16 protein-coding genes are annotated in these 19,002 nt (G+C 43.9%); 8 read left to right on the plus strand and 8 right to left on the minus strand.

Features of this window, described 5'->3' with window-relative positions; translation table 11 throughout:
* Positions 1-2 precede the first annotated feature (2 nt).
* Both ACKU40_RS01365 and recJ read left to right on the plus strand, forming a co-directional pair.
* Positions 3-827, plus strand: a complete 825-nt coding sequence (locus tag ACKU40_RS01365; protein ID WP_320174752.1) for a tetratricopeptide repeat protein — start codon at positions 3-5, stop codon at positions 825-827.
* Between the two features lie 24 nt (positions 828-851).
* Positions 852-2,585 (plus strand): single-stranded-DNA-specific exonuclease RecJ, encoded by a 1,734-nt coding sequence (recJ, locus tag ACKU40_RS01370; protein ID WP_320174753.1) that lies wholly within the window; start codon positions 852-854, stop codon positions 2,583-2,585.
* Between the two features lie 70 nt (positions 2,586-2,655).
* On the opposite strand, the gene ACKU40_RS01375 is transcribed toward recJ, so the two are convergent.
* From ACKU40_RS01375 to ACKU40_RS01390, 4 genes are read right to left on the minus strand one after another with little or no spacing between them, the layout of a single operon-like run.
* Entirely contained in the window at positions 2,656-3,459 is an 804-nt protein-coding gene (locus ACKU40_RS01375; RefSeq protein WP_320174754.1) for a hypothetical protein, read from the minus strand.
* A gap of 1 nt (position 3,460) precedes the next feature.
* On the minus strand, positions 3,461-4,399 hold the full coding sequence (locus ACKU40_RS01380; protein ID WP_320174755.1) for an alpha-L-glutamate ligase-like protein: 939 nt from the start codon (positions 4,397-4,399) through the stop codon (positions 3,461-3,463).
* A gap of 1 nt (position 4,400) precedes the next feature.
* Complete coding sequence (locus ACKU40_RS01385; protein ID WP_320174756.1) at positions 4,401-5,966, minus strand: inactive transglutaminase family protein; 1,566 nt, start codon at positions 5,964-5,966, stop codon at positions 4,401-4,403.
* Between the two features lie 42 nt (positions 5,967-6,008).
* On the minus strand, positions 6,009-6,521 hold the full coding sequence (locus ACKU40_RS01390) for a RimK/LysX family protein (RefSeq protein ID WP_320174757.1): 513 nt from the start codon (positions 6,519-6,521) through the stop codon (positions 6,009-6,011).
* A gap of 241 nt (positions 6,522-6,762) precedes the next feature.
* On the opposite strand from ACKU40_RS01390, the gene ACKU40_RS01395 reads away from it, so the two are divergent.
* The gene (locus ACKU40_RS01395; protein WP_320174758.1) at positions 6,763-7,479 is read left to right on the plus strand and encodes a DUF4198 domain-containing protein; all 717 of its coding nucleotides are present in this window, start codon (positions 6,763-6,765) and stop codon (positions 7,477-7,479) included.
* 68 nt (positions 7,480-7,547) lie between these two features.
* Here ACKU40_RS01395 and ACKU40_RS01400 read toward each other — a convergent pair whose 3' ends face one another.
* The 4 genes from ACKU40_RS01400 to ACKU40_RS01415 are packed head-to-tail and all read right to left on the minus strand — an operon-like array spanning position 7,548 to position 13,573.
* A complete protein-coding gene (locus ACKU40_RS01400) occupies positions 7,548-10,280 on the minus strand; it encodes an ATP-binding protein (RefSeq protein ID WP_320174759.1) in 2,733 nt (910 codons plus the stop codon).
* Positions 10,281-10,304: 24 nt separating this feature from the next.
* Complete coding sequence (locus tag ACKU40_RS01405) at positions 10,305-11,192, minus strand: transporter substrate-binding domain-containing protein (RefSeq protein ID WP_320174760.1); 888 nt, start codon at positions 11,190-11,192, stop codon at positions 10,305-10,307.
* Positions 11,193-11,241: 49 nt separating this feature from the next.
* Positions 11,242-12,369: an HD domain-containing phosphohydrolase gene (locus ACKU40_RS01410; protein ID WP_320174761.1), complete on the minus strand. Its 1,128-nt coding sequence runs from the start codon at positions 12,367-12,369 to the stop codon at positions 11,242-11,244.
* Positions 12,362-13,573, minus strand: coding sequence for a response regulator (locus tag ACKU40_RS01415; RefSeq protein ID WP_320174762.1), 1,212 nt, complete (start codon positions 13,571-13,573; stop codon positions 12,362-12,364). Before ACKU40_RS01415 ends, ACKU40_RS01410 begins: the two co-directional genes overlap by 8 nt.
* Before the next feature lie 290 nt (positions 13,574-13,863).
* Between ACKU40_RS01415 and ACKU40_RS01420 the strand changes: the two genes are divergently transcribed.
* The 5 genes from ACKU40_RS01420 (at position 13,864) to ACKU40_RS01440 (ending at position 18,804) form a co-directional block, all read left to right on the plus strand.
* Entirely contained in the window at positions 13,864-14,118 is a 255-nt protein-coding gene (locus ACKU40_RS01420) for a hypothetical protein (protein ID WP_320174763.1), read from the plus strand.
* 237 nt (positions 14,119-14,355) lie between these two features.
* A complete protein-coding gene (locus ACKU40_RS01425; protein ID WP_320174764.1) occupies positions 14,356-15,009 on the plus strand; it encodes a TnsA endonuclease N-terminal domain-containing protein in 654 nt (217 codons plus the stop codon).
* The gene (locus ACKU40_RS01430) at positions 14,991-16,883 is read left to right on the plus strand and encodes a Mu transposase C-terminal domain-containing protein (RefSeq protein ID WP_320174765.1); all 1,893 of its coding nucleotides are present in this window, start codon (positions 14,991-14,993) and stop codon (positions 16,881-16,883) included. The genes ACKU40_RS01425 and ACKU40_RS01430 overlap by 19 nt, the downstream gene beginning before the upstream one ends.
* Positions 16,880-17,782, plus strand: coding sequence for a TniB family NTP-binding protein (locus ACKU40_RS01435; RefSeq protein ID WP_320174766.1), 903 nt, complete (start codon positions 16,880-16,882; stop codon positions 17,780-17,782). Before ACKU40_RS01430 ends, ACKU40_RS01435 begins: the two co-directional genes overlap by 4 nt.
* Positions 17,734-18,804, plus strand: coding sequence for a TniQ family protein (locus ACKU40_RS01440; protein WP_320174767.1), 1,071 nt, complete (start codon positions 17,734-17,736; stop codon positions 18,802-18,804). The genes ACKU40_RS01435 and ACKU40_RS01440 overlap by 49 nt, the downstream gene beginning before the upstream one ends.
* Positions 18,805-19,002 lie beyond the last annotated feature (198 nt).

A 19,002-nucleotide genomic window follows, 5' to 3' on the forward strand; every position in this document is an offset into this window, starting at 1 on the left:
TTATGGCTGCCAGCCGAATTTCCGGAGTGTTCTCGTCCAGTACCGAATCAACCGTCGGTACCGGAACCACCACCCGCCAGTCCGTACAAAAGACTTACTGGTTTGTGGAAGAGCAGAGTACCGGTGCGTTGGAAGTGCAGCCACTGAACAGCAATAATGTCCCTTCCGGGCCGAAGATGACAGTTGAACGGGATAAGTTTCTCGATCATTATAATCCGGAACCGGAGTATTATGCCCAATTTGTGCGGCCCAGTATGGATGCCCTGAACGGCTCCATTAAGCGAGGGGAAGGGCATCGCGCTAATGGCGAAAGCTATAGCGCAGAGTATGAGTTCGGGCACGCCATTGATGTGGACGAAGAAAATGTGCGGGCCAATTTCGGCCTCGGTTTGACCTACCTCGAGCGCGGGGAAACCTCCCGTGCCGAGGATGTCTTCCGCAGACTGGTGGATATCGGAGCCATTTACGAGCCGCAGCATAAACACCTGTTCAATGATTTCGGTATCAACCTGCGCCGCAACGGAATGATCGAGCAGGCTCTTGAGTATTATCACAAGGCTGAAGAGATCAGTAAGCATGACGAGAATCTCTGCTTGAATATTGCCCGTGCCTATTACGAGAAAGGCAGCTTTGATAGTTGCATCAAGTACATAAAGAAATCTCTGAAGTTGAATCCTGAATTGGAAGAGGGACTTATGTTCTGGTCCTATCTTAAAGGCATCGGTTATATTTCAGACGAAGAAGATACTCTTAATATTGATATTGAAGCCTTTGAGAAGAAACAAGAGAAAGACGGTCCCATCATAGATCTTGAGATAGATTTCTAGCCTGAAAATCCACGGAGCCACCAATTGCCTAAAATCTGGAAGCTTAGAAGTGAGGAGGAACTTCCCTCCTCCATACCTGCTATTGCTGATGAACTCGGTATTACCGAACTGCTTGCGGAAATCCTTTGGAATCGTGGTTTTCAGAGCCGTGAAGATATGGATCTTTTTCTTTCTCCCGGTCTGCGCAACCTCTGCCGTCCCACGGAAATCCCCGGACTGGAGTTGGCGGCTCAGGTTCTGGCTGATGGGCTTGCAGCAGGCAAGAAAATGGCCGTCTGGGGCGACTACGACGTTGATGGCGTAACCTCTACCGCTGTGGTTAAGACTTTTCTTGCCGATCGTGGTTACGAATGCGACCACTATCTGCCCAACCGTCTGGAAGAAGGCTACGGCCTCAATGTGGATGGAATCAGGAAATTACATGAACAGGGCATAACTCTGCTTTTGACCGTGGACTGCGGGATTACCAACAACGCTGAAATTGCCGCAGCCAACGAGCTGGGTATGACCGTTGTTGTTTCCGACCACCATCTTCCCGGTGAAGAGCTTCCTCCTGCTGCAGCTATTTGCAACCCCCGGCTCACAGAATATAACGGACAGACCTTCGAAGAGTGCCAATGTGCGACTTTGGCAGGTGTTGGCGTGGCTTTCATGCTCATGGCACAGCTGAACAGGCTGTTGCCCGGTGATCCTGCGGATGTGCGCGCTTATCTTGATTTCGTAGCTCTCGGCACCATTGCAGACGTGGTGGAACTTCAGGGCCAGAACCGCATTCTGGTCAAGAACGGGCTGCTCTTGCTCAAAGAAGCCAAGCGTCCCGGTCTGGCCGCGCTCAAGGTAGTCAGTGGCTATGACATGTTTGCAGCTATCGGTGCCGGACAGGTCGGTTTCGGGCTGGCTCCGCGTATCAATGCTTCCGGGCGTATGGGTGATCCTGGCAGGGCGCTTCAGTTGCTCATGGCCGAAGATATGGAAACCGCTAGGCCTATTGCCAAGGTTCTGGATGATTTGAACACCGAGCGCCGTGCTGAAGAAGACCGTATTTTGCAGGAAGCACTTGCTCAGGCTGAGGAGCATATCAAGAGGGATAACCGGGCCGGATTGGTGCTTTATTCAAAAAGCTGGCATCCGGGGATCATCGGTATTGTGGCTTCCCGCGTAGTAGAAAAATTTTATCGCCCCACCGTTATGCTTTGTGAGGAGAACGGAGTCGTCAAAGGATCGGCCCGTTCCATTAAGGAATTTCATATTCACGAAGGCCTGACCACCATGTCCGAGCTTTTCCTTAACTTCGGTGGCCATAAGCTGGCAGCCGGGATGTCTTTCAAAGCTGAGTTTCTTCCCGAATTTCGGGAGCGTTTTGATCAGGCGGTTATTGATAAGATCGGTTCTGAGCCGCTTAAGGCTTCGCTCAAGGTTGACCGTGAATTGCCGCTGGAAAATATTGATTACGTGCTGCTCAAGGAGCTTGAGCTCATGCAGCCGTTCGGTATGGGCAACCCGGAACCTGTCTTCACCACCCCTCCGGTGGAAGTTCTGGAACGCAGGCCCATGGGCAAGGCACACGTAAAACTTACCGTCACCGATCTTGAAAAGACCCGCAAAATGCCCGCCAAGGCATGGCGCATGGCTGAAGAACTCGGTTCCGAACTCATCGGTTCCACCATGCGTTTTGCTTTCTCTCCCAAGATAGATAAGTTCAACGGTATCCCGACCATTGAACTTACCATTCGAGATTATACAAGAAGACGTGGCTGATGCGCTACGCGATTGACGAGTTGATAAGGGGAAGACCTTCTACTCTCCCTAGTTGGGAATAATGGAGATGTTAGCTCAACCGCTCAATATCAATAAATTCAGTAGTCGCCGTATGGACTTTAAACTTGTGCCCGTTGATTTCGATCACCGGGGTTCCCAACGGAATTTCCATGGTCTGGCGGTTGACTACTTTGGGGCGGCTGCCGCCTTCAAGGTGACGGATTTCAAAAAGAATTGTCATCCCTTTTTTTCCTAGAAACCTGATAACATAATGGTGTTCGGAATCCGGCAGAACGTTGGTTCTGATTACTTTTTTGAATTGAAGCTTTCGCGGGCTAATTTCTGCCTGAACTTTCCTGAAAACATTTTTCCTGTCTGTGGGGATGTACATAGTCGGAGACAGGGTGCCGTCTTTTTCCAAAGTTCCAAAGAATGAATCCAGCAGGATTACTCCACCGGGCAGTCCTGAATTCATCAGTTCGTAAGTTACGTTGGAGTAGCCATTTATTGTCCGTGGTGGATTTTGATCCCTGGTCAGCAGAATTATTTTGAAATCACGGTTCGTCTGCATTTTGGGCAGCGTGATGACTTCCTCATCATATTGCAGGAAGCGGAGAATGTCCGCTCCGGCAGGATAGGAAATCCGTGCTCCTGTAGGCATACTTTGTGAGCGGACATTGCGCAGTTTATGTTTGTCCGGCTGGCTGGTCAGATTTATGTTCAACCGCACTTCCCGTTTGCCCAGCGGTGCTTTTTCTTTGGCCATTTCAACCGGAAGGGGAGGCACCGGCGGTACTATTATTTTGGGTTGCTTACAGCCAGCAAGCAGACATAAGCTTAAGCCGAAGAGAAGGATTGCAGATTTTTGCAGCATGTTATGATCCAAAATTTTCCATGGCATATTGAATTCTCTCTTGTTCTGTGTACAGGTCCTGATGAACTTTGTCGACTTTGTCCAGTCTGTGTTGCAGACCGCATCTATTGGCGACTTGAATTGCAAGTCCCGGACGCGCATTGAGTTCAAGAATCAGTGGTCCCAGATTTTTGTCCAAAACAATATCTACGCCGAGGTAGCCCAGACCGGTTACGCTATAACCTAATGCGGCCTGCTTTAATAGCTCCGGCCAGTCCGGAATTGCTACTCCTGCAACAGGATGCAGGGTGTCCGGGTGATGGGTGCAGTTGTCGTTTTTCCATACTGCGCTGGTGGTCATACCTGTGCACATATCTACCCCACAACCCATAGCACCTTGGTGCAGGTTCGCCTTGCCGTCCGATTCCCTTGTAGGCAAACGGAGCATAGACATTACAGGTATCCCCTTGTAGACGATAATCCTGATATCCGGGACTCCTTGATAGGCGATGTCTTTGAAGACAGGCGAGAATTGTACGCAGTATTCAATCATAGCCTTGTCCGGCATTCCTCCGAGACTGTACATGCCGCTGAGAATATTTGAAATGTGGAAAGATAGGGCATCTTCAGCAACCAGAGAATCATCCGGTTTGCGGAAGCGTGGGCCGATCTTTCCGGTAATGACCAGAATCCCATTTCCGCCTGCTCCACGGGCGGGTTTGATAACAAACGAATCCTGTTTTTGCAGCAGGGCAGGTAGTTTTTTAAGTTCATGCTGGGCCCTGAATACTCCGTAAAGTTCCGGGACGTTAAGTCCTGCAGCCTGAGTTAGTTCTTTGGTGGTGATTTTGTCATCCACCAGCGGATAGAGTCTACGCGGATTGTTGGGCAGAACATAAGCCCCATTGCGTCCGTTAAGCCCTATTACTCCGAATTTTTTTAGTTTGGCGAACCAGCCCATATTAACCTTCCTTTAGGAAAGCGCGGAAGCGGACCAGATCCATAAGTCTAAATCCGGTATAGCGCCCGATCATGACGGTCAGTGCCAGCATCACGAGAAAGAGTTCCGGGAATACGAAAATCAAGTGCTCAATAAACAGGTTGCTCATGGCGATGTAGGCAAGAACTGCTACAGCCATGGAGCCGATTATCTGCTGTATGGCCTTCCCGGCACCAAGTTCATCCCACATGACGGATGTTCGTTCAATGGTCATACTCAGGATAACCATTGGGAACAGGCTGACGGAAACTCCGCGCGGAAAGCCGAGCTTAAAGCTGATAATACTGATCCCGGCCATGAGCAGTACTACGACTATCAGTACACAGGCCAGACGGGGCACCAGCAGAAGTTTCAGGTGTTCCAGATAAAGGCGTACAGCCAGACCGAGGATGATGACGATGGAAAACAGGCATAGTCCCCAGAGCAGTTGTGTTTCGCGAAATGACAGGGCTATAAGAACGGGCATGAATGTCCCGAAGGTGGTGACTCCAATAACATTACGCAAAAAGACCAGTAGGAGTACACCGATAGGGATGAGCAGGATAACCCTGTAGGTAGCCTGAGCCTGTATCGGGAGGTTGAAAAGTGAGAATTCCAGAATAGTCGGGGCGGTTATTGCAAGACGGTCAACAACGTTGCCCAGAGTGCTGACCGTTGCCGGGACAGCGGAAAGAGTCACACTTAAATTATTTCCGCCGCTGACTGTAGCCAGTGGGGCATTACCTCGCCACCAGGTGACGAAATTCACTGGAGTCCCGAAGCGTCTGTTGGCCACGTCGAACATGTGCCATTTTTCGTTGTGATAGAGTTCCAGCCAGTGTTTTAAGCCGGCGTCATTTGATGTGGTCAGGGTTATTCCGTGCACTGACTGGGCCGGTATGCCTGAAAAATGCAGCAGGCGTACGGCCATATTTACCGCTCCAAGTGTATTCTCAGTGTCGCGGAGCAGATATGCTGCATCGGGGTTACTGGATGGCTCCATGAGCCGTTTCATGAGCTGGGGCACGAAAGTTTCTATGTCGGCAGATTCGCTTCCTACTTCAGTGATAAGGGAGTTCGCAGCAACCTGTTCCGCTTCCGTGAAATGCGGATCACTCAGTTTAGGGATTTCTGTGGGGTGGACCCAGCTGTCTTCAGCCTTGCTGTGTTTCGGCCTCAACCGGGCAGAATAGAAAAGGTCCTGTTTGCCTTTTGCCGAACGCCGGGACCATATTGCGACAATATTATCAGGATTGCGAGTCTGCTGCGGAGTGCCGTCTGCGGATTGCAGGGCGTGCAACAGTCCATAGTCATCACCGATATAATACTCGTCGGTAACAGTATACTGCGGCAATTTGTTCAGGGTTTGCAAGGTGGCTTTAACCGGACTTCCTTCGGCTTCAAATGAAACATGGGCTTCAACGTTCCAGATTTCAGTCTGTTCATCCGGAGTCAGGGGAAAGTCAAGCACAAAGGCTTTGTAGCTGAATATGCCCAGCCCCAAAGTAAGGAGCAGGCCCACAAGTATTTTTAGTTGTATAGAATTCATAGTAGATATTTCCGTCGTTATTCACGGTTTGAAAGCGTATTTTTATTTAACGGGCTCGCTGAGCCGGTGGTGGCGTGAAGAATCAATTAGGATGCCGTGACGCAGCTCTTTTCGGCCTATAAGCATTTTGTACGAAAAGTTGCTGCGGTCGGTCAGGTTGACGAAAGCTTCAAAAGTTTTTTGTCCGATTTGGAGTTGCACCGGAATTACCGGCCGGCGCTGGTAGCCGGAGGGACGTTTTTTGATACGCACGATCCGGGCATAAGGGCATGTGATGCGCTGGGTGCTGCCATGCTGGTCGGTAATGGTGAATGACACTTGTTTTTTATTTTTATGGATTGTGATGTCTGTGGCATGAAGCGAAGAGCTGTCCGCACCGGTATCCAGTTTTGCTTCCATGATAATCGGTGCTTCATGATCCCAGACTTTGATTGATACGTTTTCGATATAGCCCGCAATGATATGATCTGTCGGTTTTACGGCATCTGTTGCAGAGCAGGCGGTACTGAAAAAAATAGCTGTCAGCAGAAGAATAGCTGGAAGAGCGTGGCGCATTGTAATCCTCTCGTTGGGCGCAGAATCACGTGCTGGGACGGATTCGGGCTGATTTATTATTACAGAATAGTAAGCTTCCAAGTTATCATCCCGACCGCATCACTGGCTTGCAACAATTAAGCGTAAAGGTCAAGAAGCCAGTTTGAAGACCGATTGGTATTGACATTTGATTTCTGAATTTGTATCCCTACTTCCAAATGGAAATGAAATTCATTTTCATAATCAAATAAGGAGAAAAGTGATGAAGAAGATTGTTTTAGCAATGGTTTTTGTTTTGGCCTTTGCCTCAATTGGTTCCGCTCATGATATGTGGTTGGAGAAAAAAGGGCGTAAGGCTTTTCTGATGTACGGTCATCCCGGATCAACTGACCCGTATCCCCTCAGCCGTATTACTTCCCTGACCGGGATCAATGAGAGTAATTGGAAAACTGCTCTTGAGCCTGTGTACAACAAAGGTGAGGCTTATGCATGGATCGACGACATCTATACCATGCTGACTGTCGAGTTCGATAACAAGTATTGGTACCATACCGAAGAGGGTGGCTGGCAGAATTTTGATCTTCCCAGACAAGTTTGCGGCAAGATCGTTGACGAAGGCCGGTCCTACAAGCTCTCCAAGACAATCATTGAATGGACGGACAGTATGGATAAGCCGATCGGACAGCGTGCTGAAATCGTACCTCTCAAGGATCCTACCAAAATGAAGGAAGGGGATATGCTTCCGGTTATGATGTACTATGAAGGTAAGCCTATGCCCGCAGCAGGAGCCCGCATTTCTACAACTTCAGATCGAAATATTGAACATCCCGAATTGGTTAATCTCAAGAACGCAAAACCGATTAATGTAAAAATCGGTCCTGCGGGACGTCAGGTGATCATCGGTAAGTATGAAAAGCGTCTCGATGATACTCGTCGTGTCTGGTTCGCTTTTTCCTTGAGTTTCAAGACGACTAAGTAGCAGGTTTGGTCCAGCGAGGTTTAGCTTGATTGATTATCTCCCCTGATAATGATTCAGGGGAGATTTTATTATGATTCAGTTTCGATATCAGGTTCAATCGGGAGTTTAATAATGAAGGTGGTACCTTCACCTAATTCTGACTCAATATCTATAGTCCCGCCATGTTTTTCAATTATGATGTCGTGAACAATCGCCAGACCTTGGCCCGTTCCCTTACCCACTTCTTTGGTCGTGAAGAACGGGTCGAATATTTTATGTATATTTTCTTTTGAAATTCCGCAGCCTGTATCTTTGATACTGATACTTGCATAAGGAGGATCTAATTCTGTGCTTACAGAGATTGTTCCTTTCTGATCTTCTTGTGTGTTCTCGGCAATTGCATGTGCTGCGTTTACAATCACGTTCAGCAGGACCTGATTGATTGCACCGGGCAGGCATTGAACCTGCGGCAGGTCGGGGTCAAGGTCCGTTTCAAGGTCTGCTACATATTTCCACTCATTACGGGATACTATGATGGTATTCTGGATTGCTTTATTGATATCAACAGCTTTGATCTTTTCTTCACCGGAGTGTGAAAAGTTTTTCATGGCTAAAACAATTGTGGCTACCCGTTCGACTCCTTCCAGTGCCCGGTCACAGGCTTTGATGGATTCACTGCTTATAAAATCCAAATCCATGTCATCTTTGTGCTCTTCGATTTCTTCGATAATGTTTTCGCGGTTTTCAGCTGATTCAGACTTAAGGAGTTTTTCGTAAAGGTCAATCAGTTCGTTGGTGTCGGTACATGCGTCTTTGATAAAACGAATGCTGTCGCCAACATATTGGATAGGAGTGTTTATTTCGTGTGCAATCCCGGAGGCAAGAAGCCCTATGGATTCAAGCTTTTGGGCAATGTTCAGTTTTCTTTCAAGGTGCTTGCGGTCAGTGATGTCAAACACAACCTGAACAAGATGGGTCATACCGCCAATATGGATTTCAAAAAGATGGCGGGAAATAGGCAGAGGAGTCGAGTCTTGAAGATACAGAATCCCCTCCTCGTACGTTCCTTGCTCATGCCAGTTCGGGCAGAGTAGATCCTTTTGGGTATCCGAATTAAAGGTTATCGTTGTCTGGCATGTTGCATTTATGATGGCGCTGCGGCTCATTTTGAGTAGCTTTTCGCCCACGTTATTACAATCCACCATCATGCCTTTGATGGGATCAAAGACGAATACTGCAGCTCCGATACCTTCAAAAATAGTTCCCAAAAATTCTTGGTGTTCCGCCTGTTGAATCAATGCTTTTTTCTGTTCAGAAATGTCGTGCACATTAGCCAGAATGACCACTTTCCCTTCAAATTCAATGCGGTTCAGGGTTACTTCCACTTCAAATGTTCTGCCGTCCCCCGGACATCTGGAAGTCCATTCAAAAGCAACTTTCTCTCCGCCAACGGCTTTTTGCCAATATTGATCCAGTATATCCATGTCCATTTCCGAAGCAGAAAAATCATTTTTTATGGACATGTTAAGTACTGTGGCCATGTCTACCTGATACTTCTCGAGCATGGTATCGTTTACGTCCAGAATCTGTCCTTCTGCGTCGTGGATAAAAATTGAATCATTGGTGTTGTTGAATATCAGTCGCATGGCTTCTTCTGCCTCATGGCGTTCCAAAACTTCGCGAGTCAGCTCTTCCGTGCGTTTTTGCAAGTCTGCTGTCCGTTGTAGCACTCGATTTTCTAGCTGGGCATTAACATCCTGAAGTTTTTTTTCTGCATGGCTGCGTGCTTCTATCTCGTTAATTAGCTGTTTGTTGTTTACTTCTAATTTTTTTGCCTGTTTTGCTGCTTCTTCCACCCGGATCTTGAGAATTAAATTGCGGGAGTTTATTCTTATGATAAAAACACCGCTGCCTAAAAGGAGCAAAGCAAGAAGAAGGGTGTATATTAATAGATGTTGCGGTGAAATAGAGCCTAATAGTTCCTTTTTTGGGACAATATTTAGTAATGAGAATGGTGTTTCTTTGACAGCAGAACGGACAATAAGAAGCTCTAGCGGTTTTTCCTGTTGTCCATGATCAATTGTTAATTCAGTTACCTTGTCCGTTGGGATTATAAGCCCGTCCGATATTTTTTGCGCTAACTGTTTGGGAATATAGTTCAACGGAGAGTATAAAGTTTTGTTGTAGAGTAGATAGTTCATACTACGCAGTCCTGAGCCGGACTTATAACCTGATCGAAATGGCAGAGCATTCTTTGCGTTAAGATAGGCAATAAGAGTTCCGACCTTTTCTCCCCTGAAAAGGTAGGGGTGCATGAGTATGCAATAGGTTTCATTATCAATTGTTTTTATAACAACACCTATTTTTTCTGGAGTCAGGTCTTGAGGTATATCTCCACTATATAATTTATTCCGGGGATTGGAGTCGTCCGTATCTGCAAGAATGTGCATGGACTGGCTAACGAATAAAATCCGGGTGTAAACAGGAACGTTGTTGATTGTTTTTGCTTTAATTATTTTACTCAGTATTTCAGATAGTTGAATAAGACTTGCTTGCAAACCATATTCAGGGGACATGCCCATGTCTTTGTTTTCAAAATAGCTTGAGATATCTCTGCTAATCGAGAGGGCAGCAAGGTCATTTTGTCTATCGGCAAAGAAGTGGCTGAATAAATAGGCCTCATGTTTTGAGTGTTCATTGAATTGTTGTAAAGAAGACTTACGTAAATCAACCTGAGAATTATAGTTTGTCCAGATGGTAAATAGAACATAAATAGCCAGCAGAGCTAATGCTGTCGGGATCGCTTTATTACTTTTGAACAAATGAATCTCCTTCTGCTGCTAGTCTCAATTGCTGAAAAAATTCTTATAGTAACTGAAAACTGCCGGATAGTATTGCATGACTAGTTTATTGTACTCTCCGCTCTTCCTGAGTTTTGCGTAAAAGTCGTTAAAAGCCTTGAGTAGTTCCGGTGAATTTTTGCGAAAGCCGGCGCCCATTACTTGCTGGGGAGAAACAGGACCGATTATTTTTATTTTTCCGGGCCATTTATTCAATGCCACCAATGAGTCTGGTACATCAAGCAATGCCACTTCCGCTTCTCCTTTGATAATTGCCGGGGCAATATCGTTGAGGCTGTCTGGAAAATTGATGATAGTAGCAATATTGGCATCTATGCCGTAAAGTCCCGGCGCAAGGCAGGTTCCTTCTTTGCCCATGACTCTTTTTCCTTTAAGCATATTTTTGACTGTCTGGATATCCTTGATGACATTTCCGCTTGGCTTGATGGGCTTTAATGGAGAATCTCCTTTGGCCACGCACCAGACTTGTGTGGGGAAGGTAGGATCTGAATAGTTGATAATTTTTTCGCGCCACTCAAGTTTGGTTAATCCATTACAAATGATGTCACCCTTGATAGGTGTCTTATCCAGAAACTCTACATTGTTCCCCTTAGGTTTGACCATTGTTCCGGTCAGGTCTGCGAAAATTGTGGACCATTGGGAGCTCACGAATTCGTATTTGACTCCGAGGTGTGCTGCAAAAAGTTTGATGAGTTCTACATCGAGCCCTGTCTCATGTCCGGTTATAAAATTAGCATAAGGAATTCCCAGATGCCGCAGGACTCCTCTTTTTTTTATTTGTTCAAGATCGGAATCAGAAGAAGTGCCTGCAAACAGGATGAATGCAAACAGGAATATGAATGCAACAGAAATAAATTTTTTCAAGTAGCTCATTTTTTTTCCAGCTTAGTTTGTGGTTAACGGCTTCAAGAATTATTTTTCATTATTCAAGATACTTAATCGGGACAAGAACCCTGATTCTGGGTGGGAGTTTCTTAGCCCTACCGAAGTTGGTTATCCTGATGATTGCGGTTTCTGTTATCTCAGTTCCTTCGGCAACCAGATGAACTTCATCTTCACTCCAGAGACCTTCGTCCAGAATCATGCCTTTCTTGAGTTCTCCAAGTTCAATTTCCCGGCGTACGTAGCCATCTTCCCCGGCAGTTCCTTTCTCAAGAACATCCAAAATCTTGGAGTCATAAATTCCTTCCATGCCGCGTAAAATGGCGATTGCGTCCATTTTGTCGGTTTTTTGCTGGATTAGGGAATCGTAATCCAGGCAGGCTTTCAATACTCGTGATTCCACGGGCATAGTAGGATTTATGTCCAGTCGGTCATTCTGGTGCTGGATGATTTGCGAAACGGTTTCCATGCGCGGAATTTGGGAAAGCATGCCAGCAGTCACTGAAGGATGCATGTCATAAATCTGTTGTTCTTCTGCTGTGAGTTCTTCTCCGGTGAAGACCTTCAGTAGAACAGATTCCGGGAGTGTTATGCAGCCCAGTTGTCCCAACATGGCAGCAAGGTCAAGGTAAAGGGTCTGTTTCAGTTTTAAATGTTGTCCTACGTAGCCGGCAAGTCGGCGCACTCTTTCGCTTCGTCCAAATGCTTCAGGATTGGTTAATGACAGAATATCGGTGAGGACTTTGACGCTGCCGCGCAACGTACCGCGTAGGAGTTCCCGCTCAGCAACGACTAATGAGTACTGCTTCATTGCCGCTTCAAGTGTGCGGATCATTTCGTCAATAGAGCTGGGTTTGGTCAGGAAACGGAAAACCGAACCCTCGTTGACCGCAGAAATAGCCGCTTCCAGATCTGCATGTCCGGTGAGCATTACCCGGACAGTATCCGGGGAAAGCTGCTTTACTTTCGTTAGAAAGGTGATTCCGTCCATCTTAGGCATTTTCAGGTCTGAAACAACAATTGCATACGGCCCGGAAGATTTTACTTTTTCAATCCCTTCCTCCGGTCCAAGTGCAACATCTACCTTAAAGCGTTTGCGTAGTAGTGCTCTATAAGTATCAAGTATGTTCTGTTCATCATCTACAAATAGAACACTATTCTTATTCATCGTTACTAATCTCCAGTCGGTTGTTGCATGCGTCTCGCCAATCATCAATATTATCTAAAAGTTTTGCTAAAGCCAGTTTATCTGTATTAAATTCTGAAAATATGTAGCCCTTACTGTGAGGTATAAGTTCATGTTGAAGTGTGTCTGCAGCATGTATTGCGTGTGTAGGAGTGAATATTTTATCGCAATTTTTAAGAGAGTGGTGGTAATAAACCATTTCTACAATTTCTTCATTGAATCCCCATAGTCCTAGCAGATATGCCCCTACCTCAGCATGACTGACACCAAGAATCTTTTTTTCCACATCAATTACCGGACCACCGAATTCCCTGACGTGTTCCAGTACCTTTTGATATTTTTTATTCATTTCGGTGATGAAAACGAACTTGCCTATGTCGTGGAGCAATCCTCCCACAAAACAGTTGGTAACGGTCTGTTCGTCTTCATCCATAAATGAGCAGATTTCTTTAGCAAGATAGCCTGTCTGCAGGCAGTGTTCCCAGAGTTTTTCTATAGAATATGGTCCGAGGATATTTGTATCAAGTTCTTGAAGGAAATGGACCCCGAGAATCAACCCTCTCAGGACATCCGTCCCAAGTAGTATAGTGGCTCGTGCAGGACAGGAAACGGAATTGTAGAAGCCGAAGAAAGAGGAATTAACCACTTTAAGAAGTGTTGTGGATATGCCCGGATCTTTCTTGACCAGTTCCCCAAGTCTTTGCAGATTTGGTTCCGACTTATTCAATTCGCGTGTAATTTCGATATATAAATCAGGTAGTACCGGCAGGGTATCAAGCCCGGTTATTATTTCCCTGACTTTGTGATCCGTCAGTACGGGACGCAGTGCCATCATTTTACGGATGGTGCCGATTAATATTTCTGTATTGCAGGGTTTGCTCAGGAATTGATGGGTATGCTTTGCTGATTTCAGCAATGATTGCATATCCGAATGTCCGGATAGTGTTATGCGGATAGTATCTGGCTGGATCTCGGCAACCTTGTGGAGTAACTCACTTCCGTCCATATCCGGCATTTTCGTGTCGCTAATGACAATATCAAATTCAGCCTTGCCAAGCTTTTTCAGTGCTTCCTGTCCGGTGGAGGCAAAGTAGCTTTTCCATTCCTTGCGAAGGCTGTGCATAGTAGCCCTGAAGCTATCCAGAATATTCTTATCATCGTCGATAAAGAGAATTTTCGGGATCATGGTGTTCCTTGTTTTTTATTTTAAGTATATGTGTTCTTTGTCTTATGGATATCGTTTTTTTGTTTTTTTTGTAAAGGAAATATCAAAGAATGTATTGGTGGATAATTGTCTTTTGGGTTGTGTTCAGTGAGGTGGATACTGTAGGTCTTTGTTCCCTTAGTCCTGTGCTTTTTATGGAAAGGGCACATCTATTATTAGCCCCAATTAGTGGCTTAGCATGAAAATAGTCGGCCATTTTAAGAGCTTATTTTATAAGGATAACGAACGTATTACCTTGAAAGTGGTCGGAAATGAGTTTTGAAACAACAGATTGCACTCCCTTCGATTATAGCGATAGCAAAAGGCTTGTGTATTTCGAATTTGCAGATAAAACCGGGGCGCGAGAGACCTTGGAAGGTCTTTGTTTTATCGATGGAATTGAAGAATTGAAATACGGATTTAACTTGATGATCGCGATGCAGCAAATTCCAGAAGTGATAAGATGTTTAACGAATGAAAATATAGCTATCTATACTGTCGAGGTTAGAAAATCTGCAAGCAAGTAAGTTAAAAGAGCTCTTCTCAAAATGTTTTTTAGTTTTGTGCAAAAAAAAATACGAAATTCCCGTAATGGAAATTCCGTATTTAGTAATGATTTGAAATAAATTGTGTTTGTGATTTACATCGCTAATCGCGACTGAAAGTCTAGATTTTGTCTAGTTTTTACATCGCTATTGACGACTGGCGTGATTTAAGCATATTTTCAAATAAGATATACAACGATAATCACGACTGGATTGCAAATGCCTGTAAGAAAAATTCCAAAGAATTATCGCAACGTGACTGGTAAACTTGTTAATACCAAGTCAGACGGTCCTGCTGGATTTGAGTCTACCTTGGAAAGGGACTTCTTGTCACTTCTTGAGTTCCTTCCGGAAGTCCTGAGTTTCGAAGTGCAGCCAGTAGAAATAAATTGGATCGATTCAAATGGAAAGCTTCGCAAGTATACCCCAGATGTTTTGGTCTTCTATGATGACGGGATTGAGTTAAAGCCAACAATTTTTGAAGTTAAGTATCGTAGTGATCTGAAGAAGAATTGGGATAAGTTGAAGCCCAAATTTATGAAAGCGCTATCTTATGCTAAAAGCAGAAGGTGGCGCTTTAAAATTGTGAGTGAGAAAGAAATTAGAACTGAACTTTTGAAGAATGTGAAGTTCTTGATAAGGTTTAAATGTCAGAACACTTACGATTCTAACCATGGAGAGATTATTCTTGATGCGTTAAAGAAGCTTCATTCAAGTACTCCTGCTGACCTTCTGAAGAGCATTTATGAAGACAAGTGGGATCAAGCAGAATTATTGCCCACTTTATGGTATATGATTGGGACATTTCAAATAGGGTGTGATTTATCTTTACCTCTGACAATGAGGTCGGAAATATGGTTTTTAAAAAACTAGGCCCTCCTGCTACATATCATTTTAATCGAGGGGATCGAGTATATGTAGATGGGAAAGAATGCGCATTTATTGAGATGTCTGACTTTTATACTGCGCTGGTTAAAGTTCTTAGCTCTGATGAAATAACAGAGGCTCATATTTCAGATGTTGAGCCATTTCAAGTTGTTTTAAACGATTCTCCTGCAATTGATGCCGTGCCAGAAGAAGGAATGAAGTTAGCTATGGAACGGTATAAGGCGATAGAGCCTTTGATTGATCTTAAGGGGAGAACTCGGGATGTTGTCGAAGAAAGAGGAAAAAAATTAAATATCCATCCGAGCACACTTTATAATTGGCTTCATTGGTATGAACAGTCAGGTAAGTTGACATCATTGGCACCTAGAAGTCGGAACGATAAAGGGAAAAAGAAACTTTCAGATGAAGTTGAGTACATTGTTCAGAGTCTTATTGAGACAGAATATTTAAGCCCCCAAAAGAAATCCATCCCTGAAGTTTATAAAAAGATAAAAAGGCATTGTTATAAAAAAGGCTTAACGGTGCCTCATATAAATACATTGCGTAATAGGATTAAAGAAATTTCACCTTATATTAAAACCAAGCTTCGGCATAGTGATAAAGAAGCCAATGATAGTTATGGTGAAATAAAGGGGAGTTTCCCTGGAGCAGATTTTCCTTTAGCTGTTGTTGAAATTGACCATACTCAGGTTGACTTGATCCTTGTTGACGATATTCATCGGCAAGCTATCGGGCGTCCATGGATAACCCTTGCAATGGATGTCTACAGTCGAATGGTAGTAGGTTTTTATATTTCTTTTGATAGACCTGGTTATGTTGGAACAGGATTAAGTATATATAGGTCAATTGTTTTGAAGGATAAGTGGTTAGCTGAGATGGGAATCAAATCAAGATGGCCTTGTTACGGGACTCCCAAAACAATTCATGTTGATAATGCAAAAGAATTTAGAAGTACGTCGTTTGAAAACGCATGTGCTCAATATGCGATAAATATCGAATGGCGTCCCGTTGGTCGGCCACAGTTTGGTCCCCATATTGAAAGATTATTGGGTAATTTTGCACAAAAAATACATAACCTCCCTGGATCAACTTTTTCCAATGTGCAGCAAAGAGGGCGATATAAGTCCGAGAAAAAGGCTTCATTAACTCTTTCTGAGTTTGAAGAATGGCTAACTATTTATATCACACAAGTTTATCATGAAGAGGTGCATTCTTCATTAAATATGACTCCATATAAAAAATATAAACAAGGAACCTTTGGCGATGATCATCATCCTGGTGTTGGCACTTATCCTAAATTTGTAGATGAAGATGCTTTGCTTCTGGATTTTATGCCAATGATTAAAAGGTCAATTCAAAGGGATGGAGTCTCGATAGATAAAGTTAAATATTGGAGTGATGTTCTGCGTAGGTGGATTAATTGCCCAGACTCGGAGAGTTCTAAATTAAAGCGTAAATTTATATTTAGGCGTGATCCTCGAGATATTAGCGTGATTTGGTTTTTTGATCCTGAGTTGGAGGGGTATTACTCTATCCCATATCGGGATATCTCTCATCCACCTATCAGTATATGGGAATTTCGTAAAATAAAGAAAGACTTGGAGAATGCAGGCCAAAAGGATGTTGATGAGCGGAAGATTTTTGAGGCATATGATCGAATGGATATGATTGAGAAAAATGCAGTGAAACAAACGAAAGCAATAAGATTAAAATGGCAGAAAAGGGTTTCGGGGCTTGGGGTTACCAAAAACAATATTAACCAACATAAAAAGAACGACTCAAATAAAACTAGCAATGATTGCACAAATTCTAAGGAGCTAAAACCGTTTGAAAATATATATTACGTGGATGATATATGATGACTTTTGATTTTCCGCATTTGCATAAAAGCGTAATTCATCTAATGGACCTGCAACAAAAAGATAGAATTGCAAAAATACGGACTCCTATTTGGATAGAATACCCTAAAGCACGAAAAATTATATCGCAGCTAGAAGATTTATTGGCTTATCCAAGGATGCATCGTATGCCAAGTTTGCTTTTAACAGGTGAAACTAACAATGGTAAGACTTTGCTTATTAATACTTTTTGCAAAAGACATCCTGCTGACGACAATCCTCAAGGTGAAGCTGCAAATGTTCCTGTACTATATGTACATGCTCCTCCAGTGCCCGAAGAGGGACGTTTTTATAATAATATATTGGAATGTCTTTCTGCTCCATTCAGACTTAGCAGCACAGTTGGTACGAAAGAGTCGCAAACTTTAAAACTACTCAAAGCTGTAAAAGTAAAAATATTGATTATTGATGAATTTCAGCAGCTTATGACGGGGTCTCCAAATAAGCGGCAGGTATTACTCAATATTATTAAAAGTTTGAGTAGTAAACTTAAGATTTCAATTGTCGCTGTTGGCACAAAAGAGGCTGATAGGGCATTGCAAAATGATCCTCCACTGGCTAACCGATTTGAAACTGCTTTTTTGCCGCAATGGGGTAATGATAACAATTATAGACGTTTGTTGATGAGTTTTGAAAGTTTGTTACCTTTGGCGTATCCTTCGGGGCTAGCTGATGCAGAATTGTCAGAACGAATATTATCAATGAGTGAAGGGTATATTGGGGAAATAGCCCAACTCATATCACAGTCAGCTGTTTTGGCTATCCGGTCAGGATATGAGAAAATAGATGCTGATATATTAGAGAATTTGGATTGGGCCTCGCCAACCCACAGGCGCTACCGTCCACAGTTAAGGGGGTAACTGCATGCTTTCAGGGAAAATATCTTCCGGCACACCCTAAGCCCTTACCAGATGAACTCCTTTCGTCATGGATTGTGCGTATTGCCGAGGCTAATGCAGTAAAACTTCATACTATGTCTCGCATGTTGTTTGGATTTAATTATTCGCCATGGATTAGGGATATAGGGCGGCATGGGCCAGATGCTGTCATAAATAAGATGGCTGAAGTGACAGGTACTCCTGTTTTAAGAGTGCGCGAAACAACTTTACATGGATATGTCGGCTGGATATTGCGGCATATGCGTATTAGCGGGCAAACCCATTGGATTCTTCCCGTAAAGAGTAAAAGTGCAGATCGGATTGGTTATGGGGTTCAATATTGCCCGCAGTGCCTGATGGAAGACGAGAAACCGTATTACAGGCGTGCGTGGCGTATTGCTTTTTATGTCTTTTGTCCTAAGCATGGGATAATGTTGCGTGACTCATGCCCTGAATGTGGAGCTCCGATAGTTTTTCATCGGCGTGATTTTAATCGGGATATTGATAAGGCACGAGAAATATATCAATGCACCAAATGTGAAGCCGATTTGCGCGATGTCCCTCCTGAAAAGCCGATTATTTATGATCAGAGAGTTTACGACCAATATTCAGTGTTACTAGATGATTTCCATGTGGGGTGCCGGAAGAAATTTAATTTGTCTTATTTTGAGGTATTGCATCAGCTTTGTAAGATAATTGTCTCGACTTCCAATAAGAATCAGCTTCATGAATATCTTTGTGACCAAATGGGAATTGTTCCTAAGGAATTTTCGCTTAGTAAGGGGGGATCGATCGAAGAAGCGCGAATTGACTTGCGCTATTATATTGTCTCGTTGGGGCTATGGCTATTGGTCTTTCCTAAGAGAAGGTTGAAGTCTGCCTGGAAAGCAAAGACTGTTCGCTATAATTTGTTACTAAAAGATTTTCGACATCCCCCAAAATGGTTTGCAGATATGGTTTGGGAATTTAATCGGCGGAATACATGTCGTAAGTGTAATAAGTAGCAGTTTAAACTTCTACGATTAAAGTTCGATATGCAGTTATTTTTGTGGGATGACTCTCGAATCTGGATTTAACCAACCTGTCTTGCTAGCAAGGCAGGTTTTTTATTAAGTAATCGTAAGATATATTTTTAAAAGTATTGCATTTAAGTGAGCAGTATTATAATACGAGTCTCGTTTTTGATATAGTCCGTTAATCAA

Origin of the sequence: Maridesulfovibrio sp. (assembly GCF_963666665.1) — a bacterium.
Taxonomy (GTDB): Bacteria; Desulfobacterota; Desulfovibrionia; order Desulfovibrionales; family Desulfovibrionaceae; genus Maridesulfovibrio.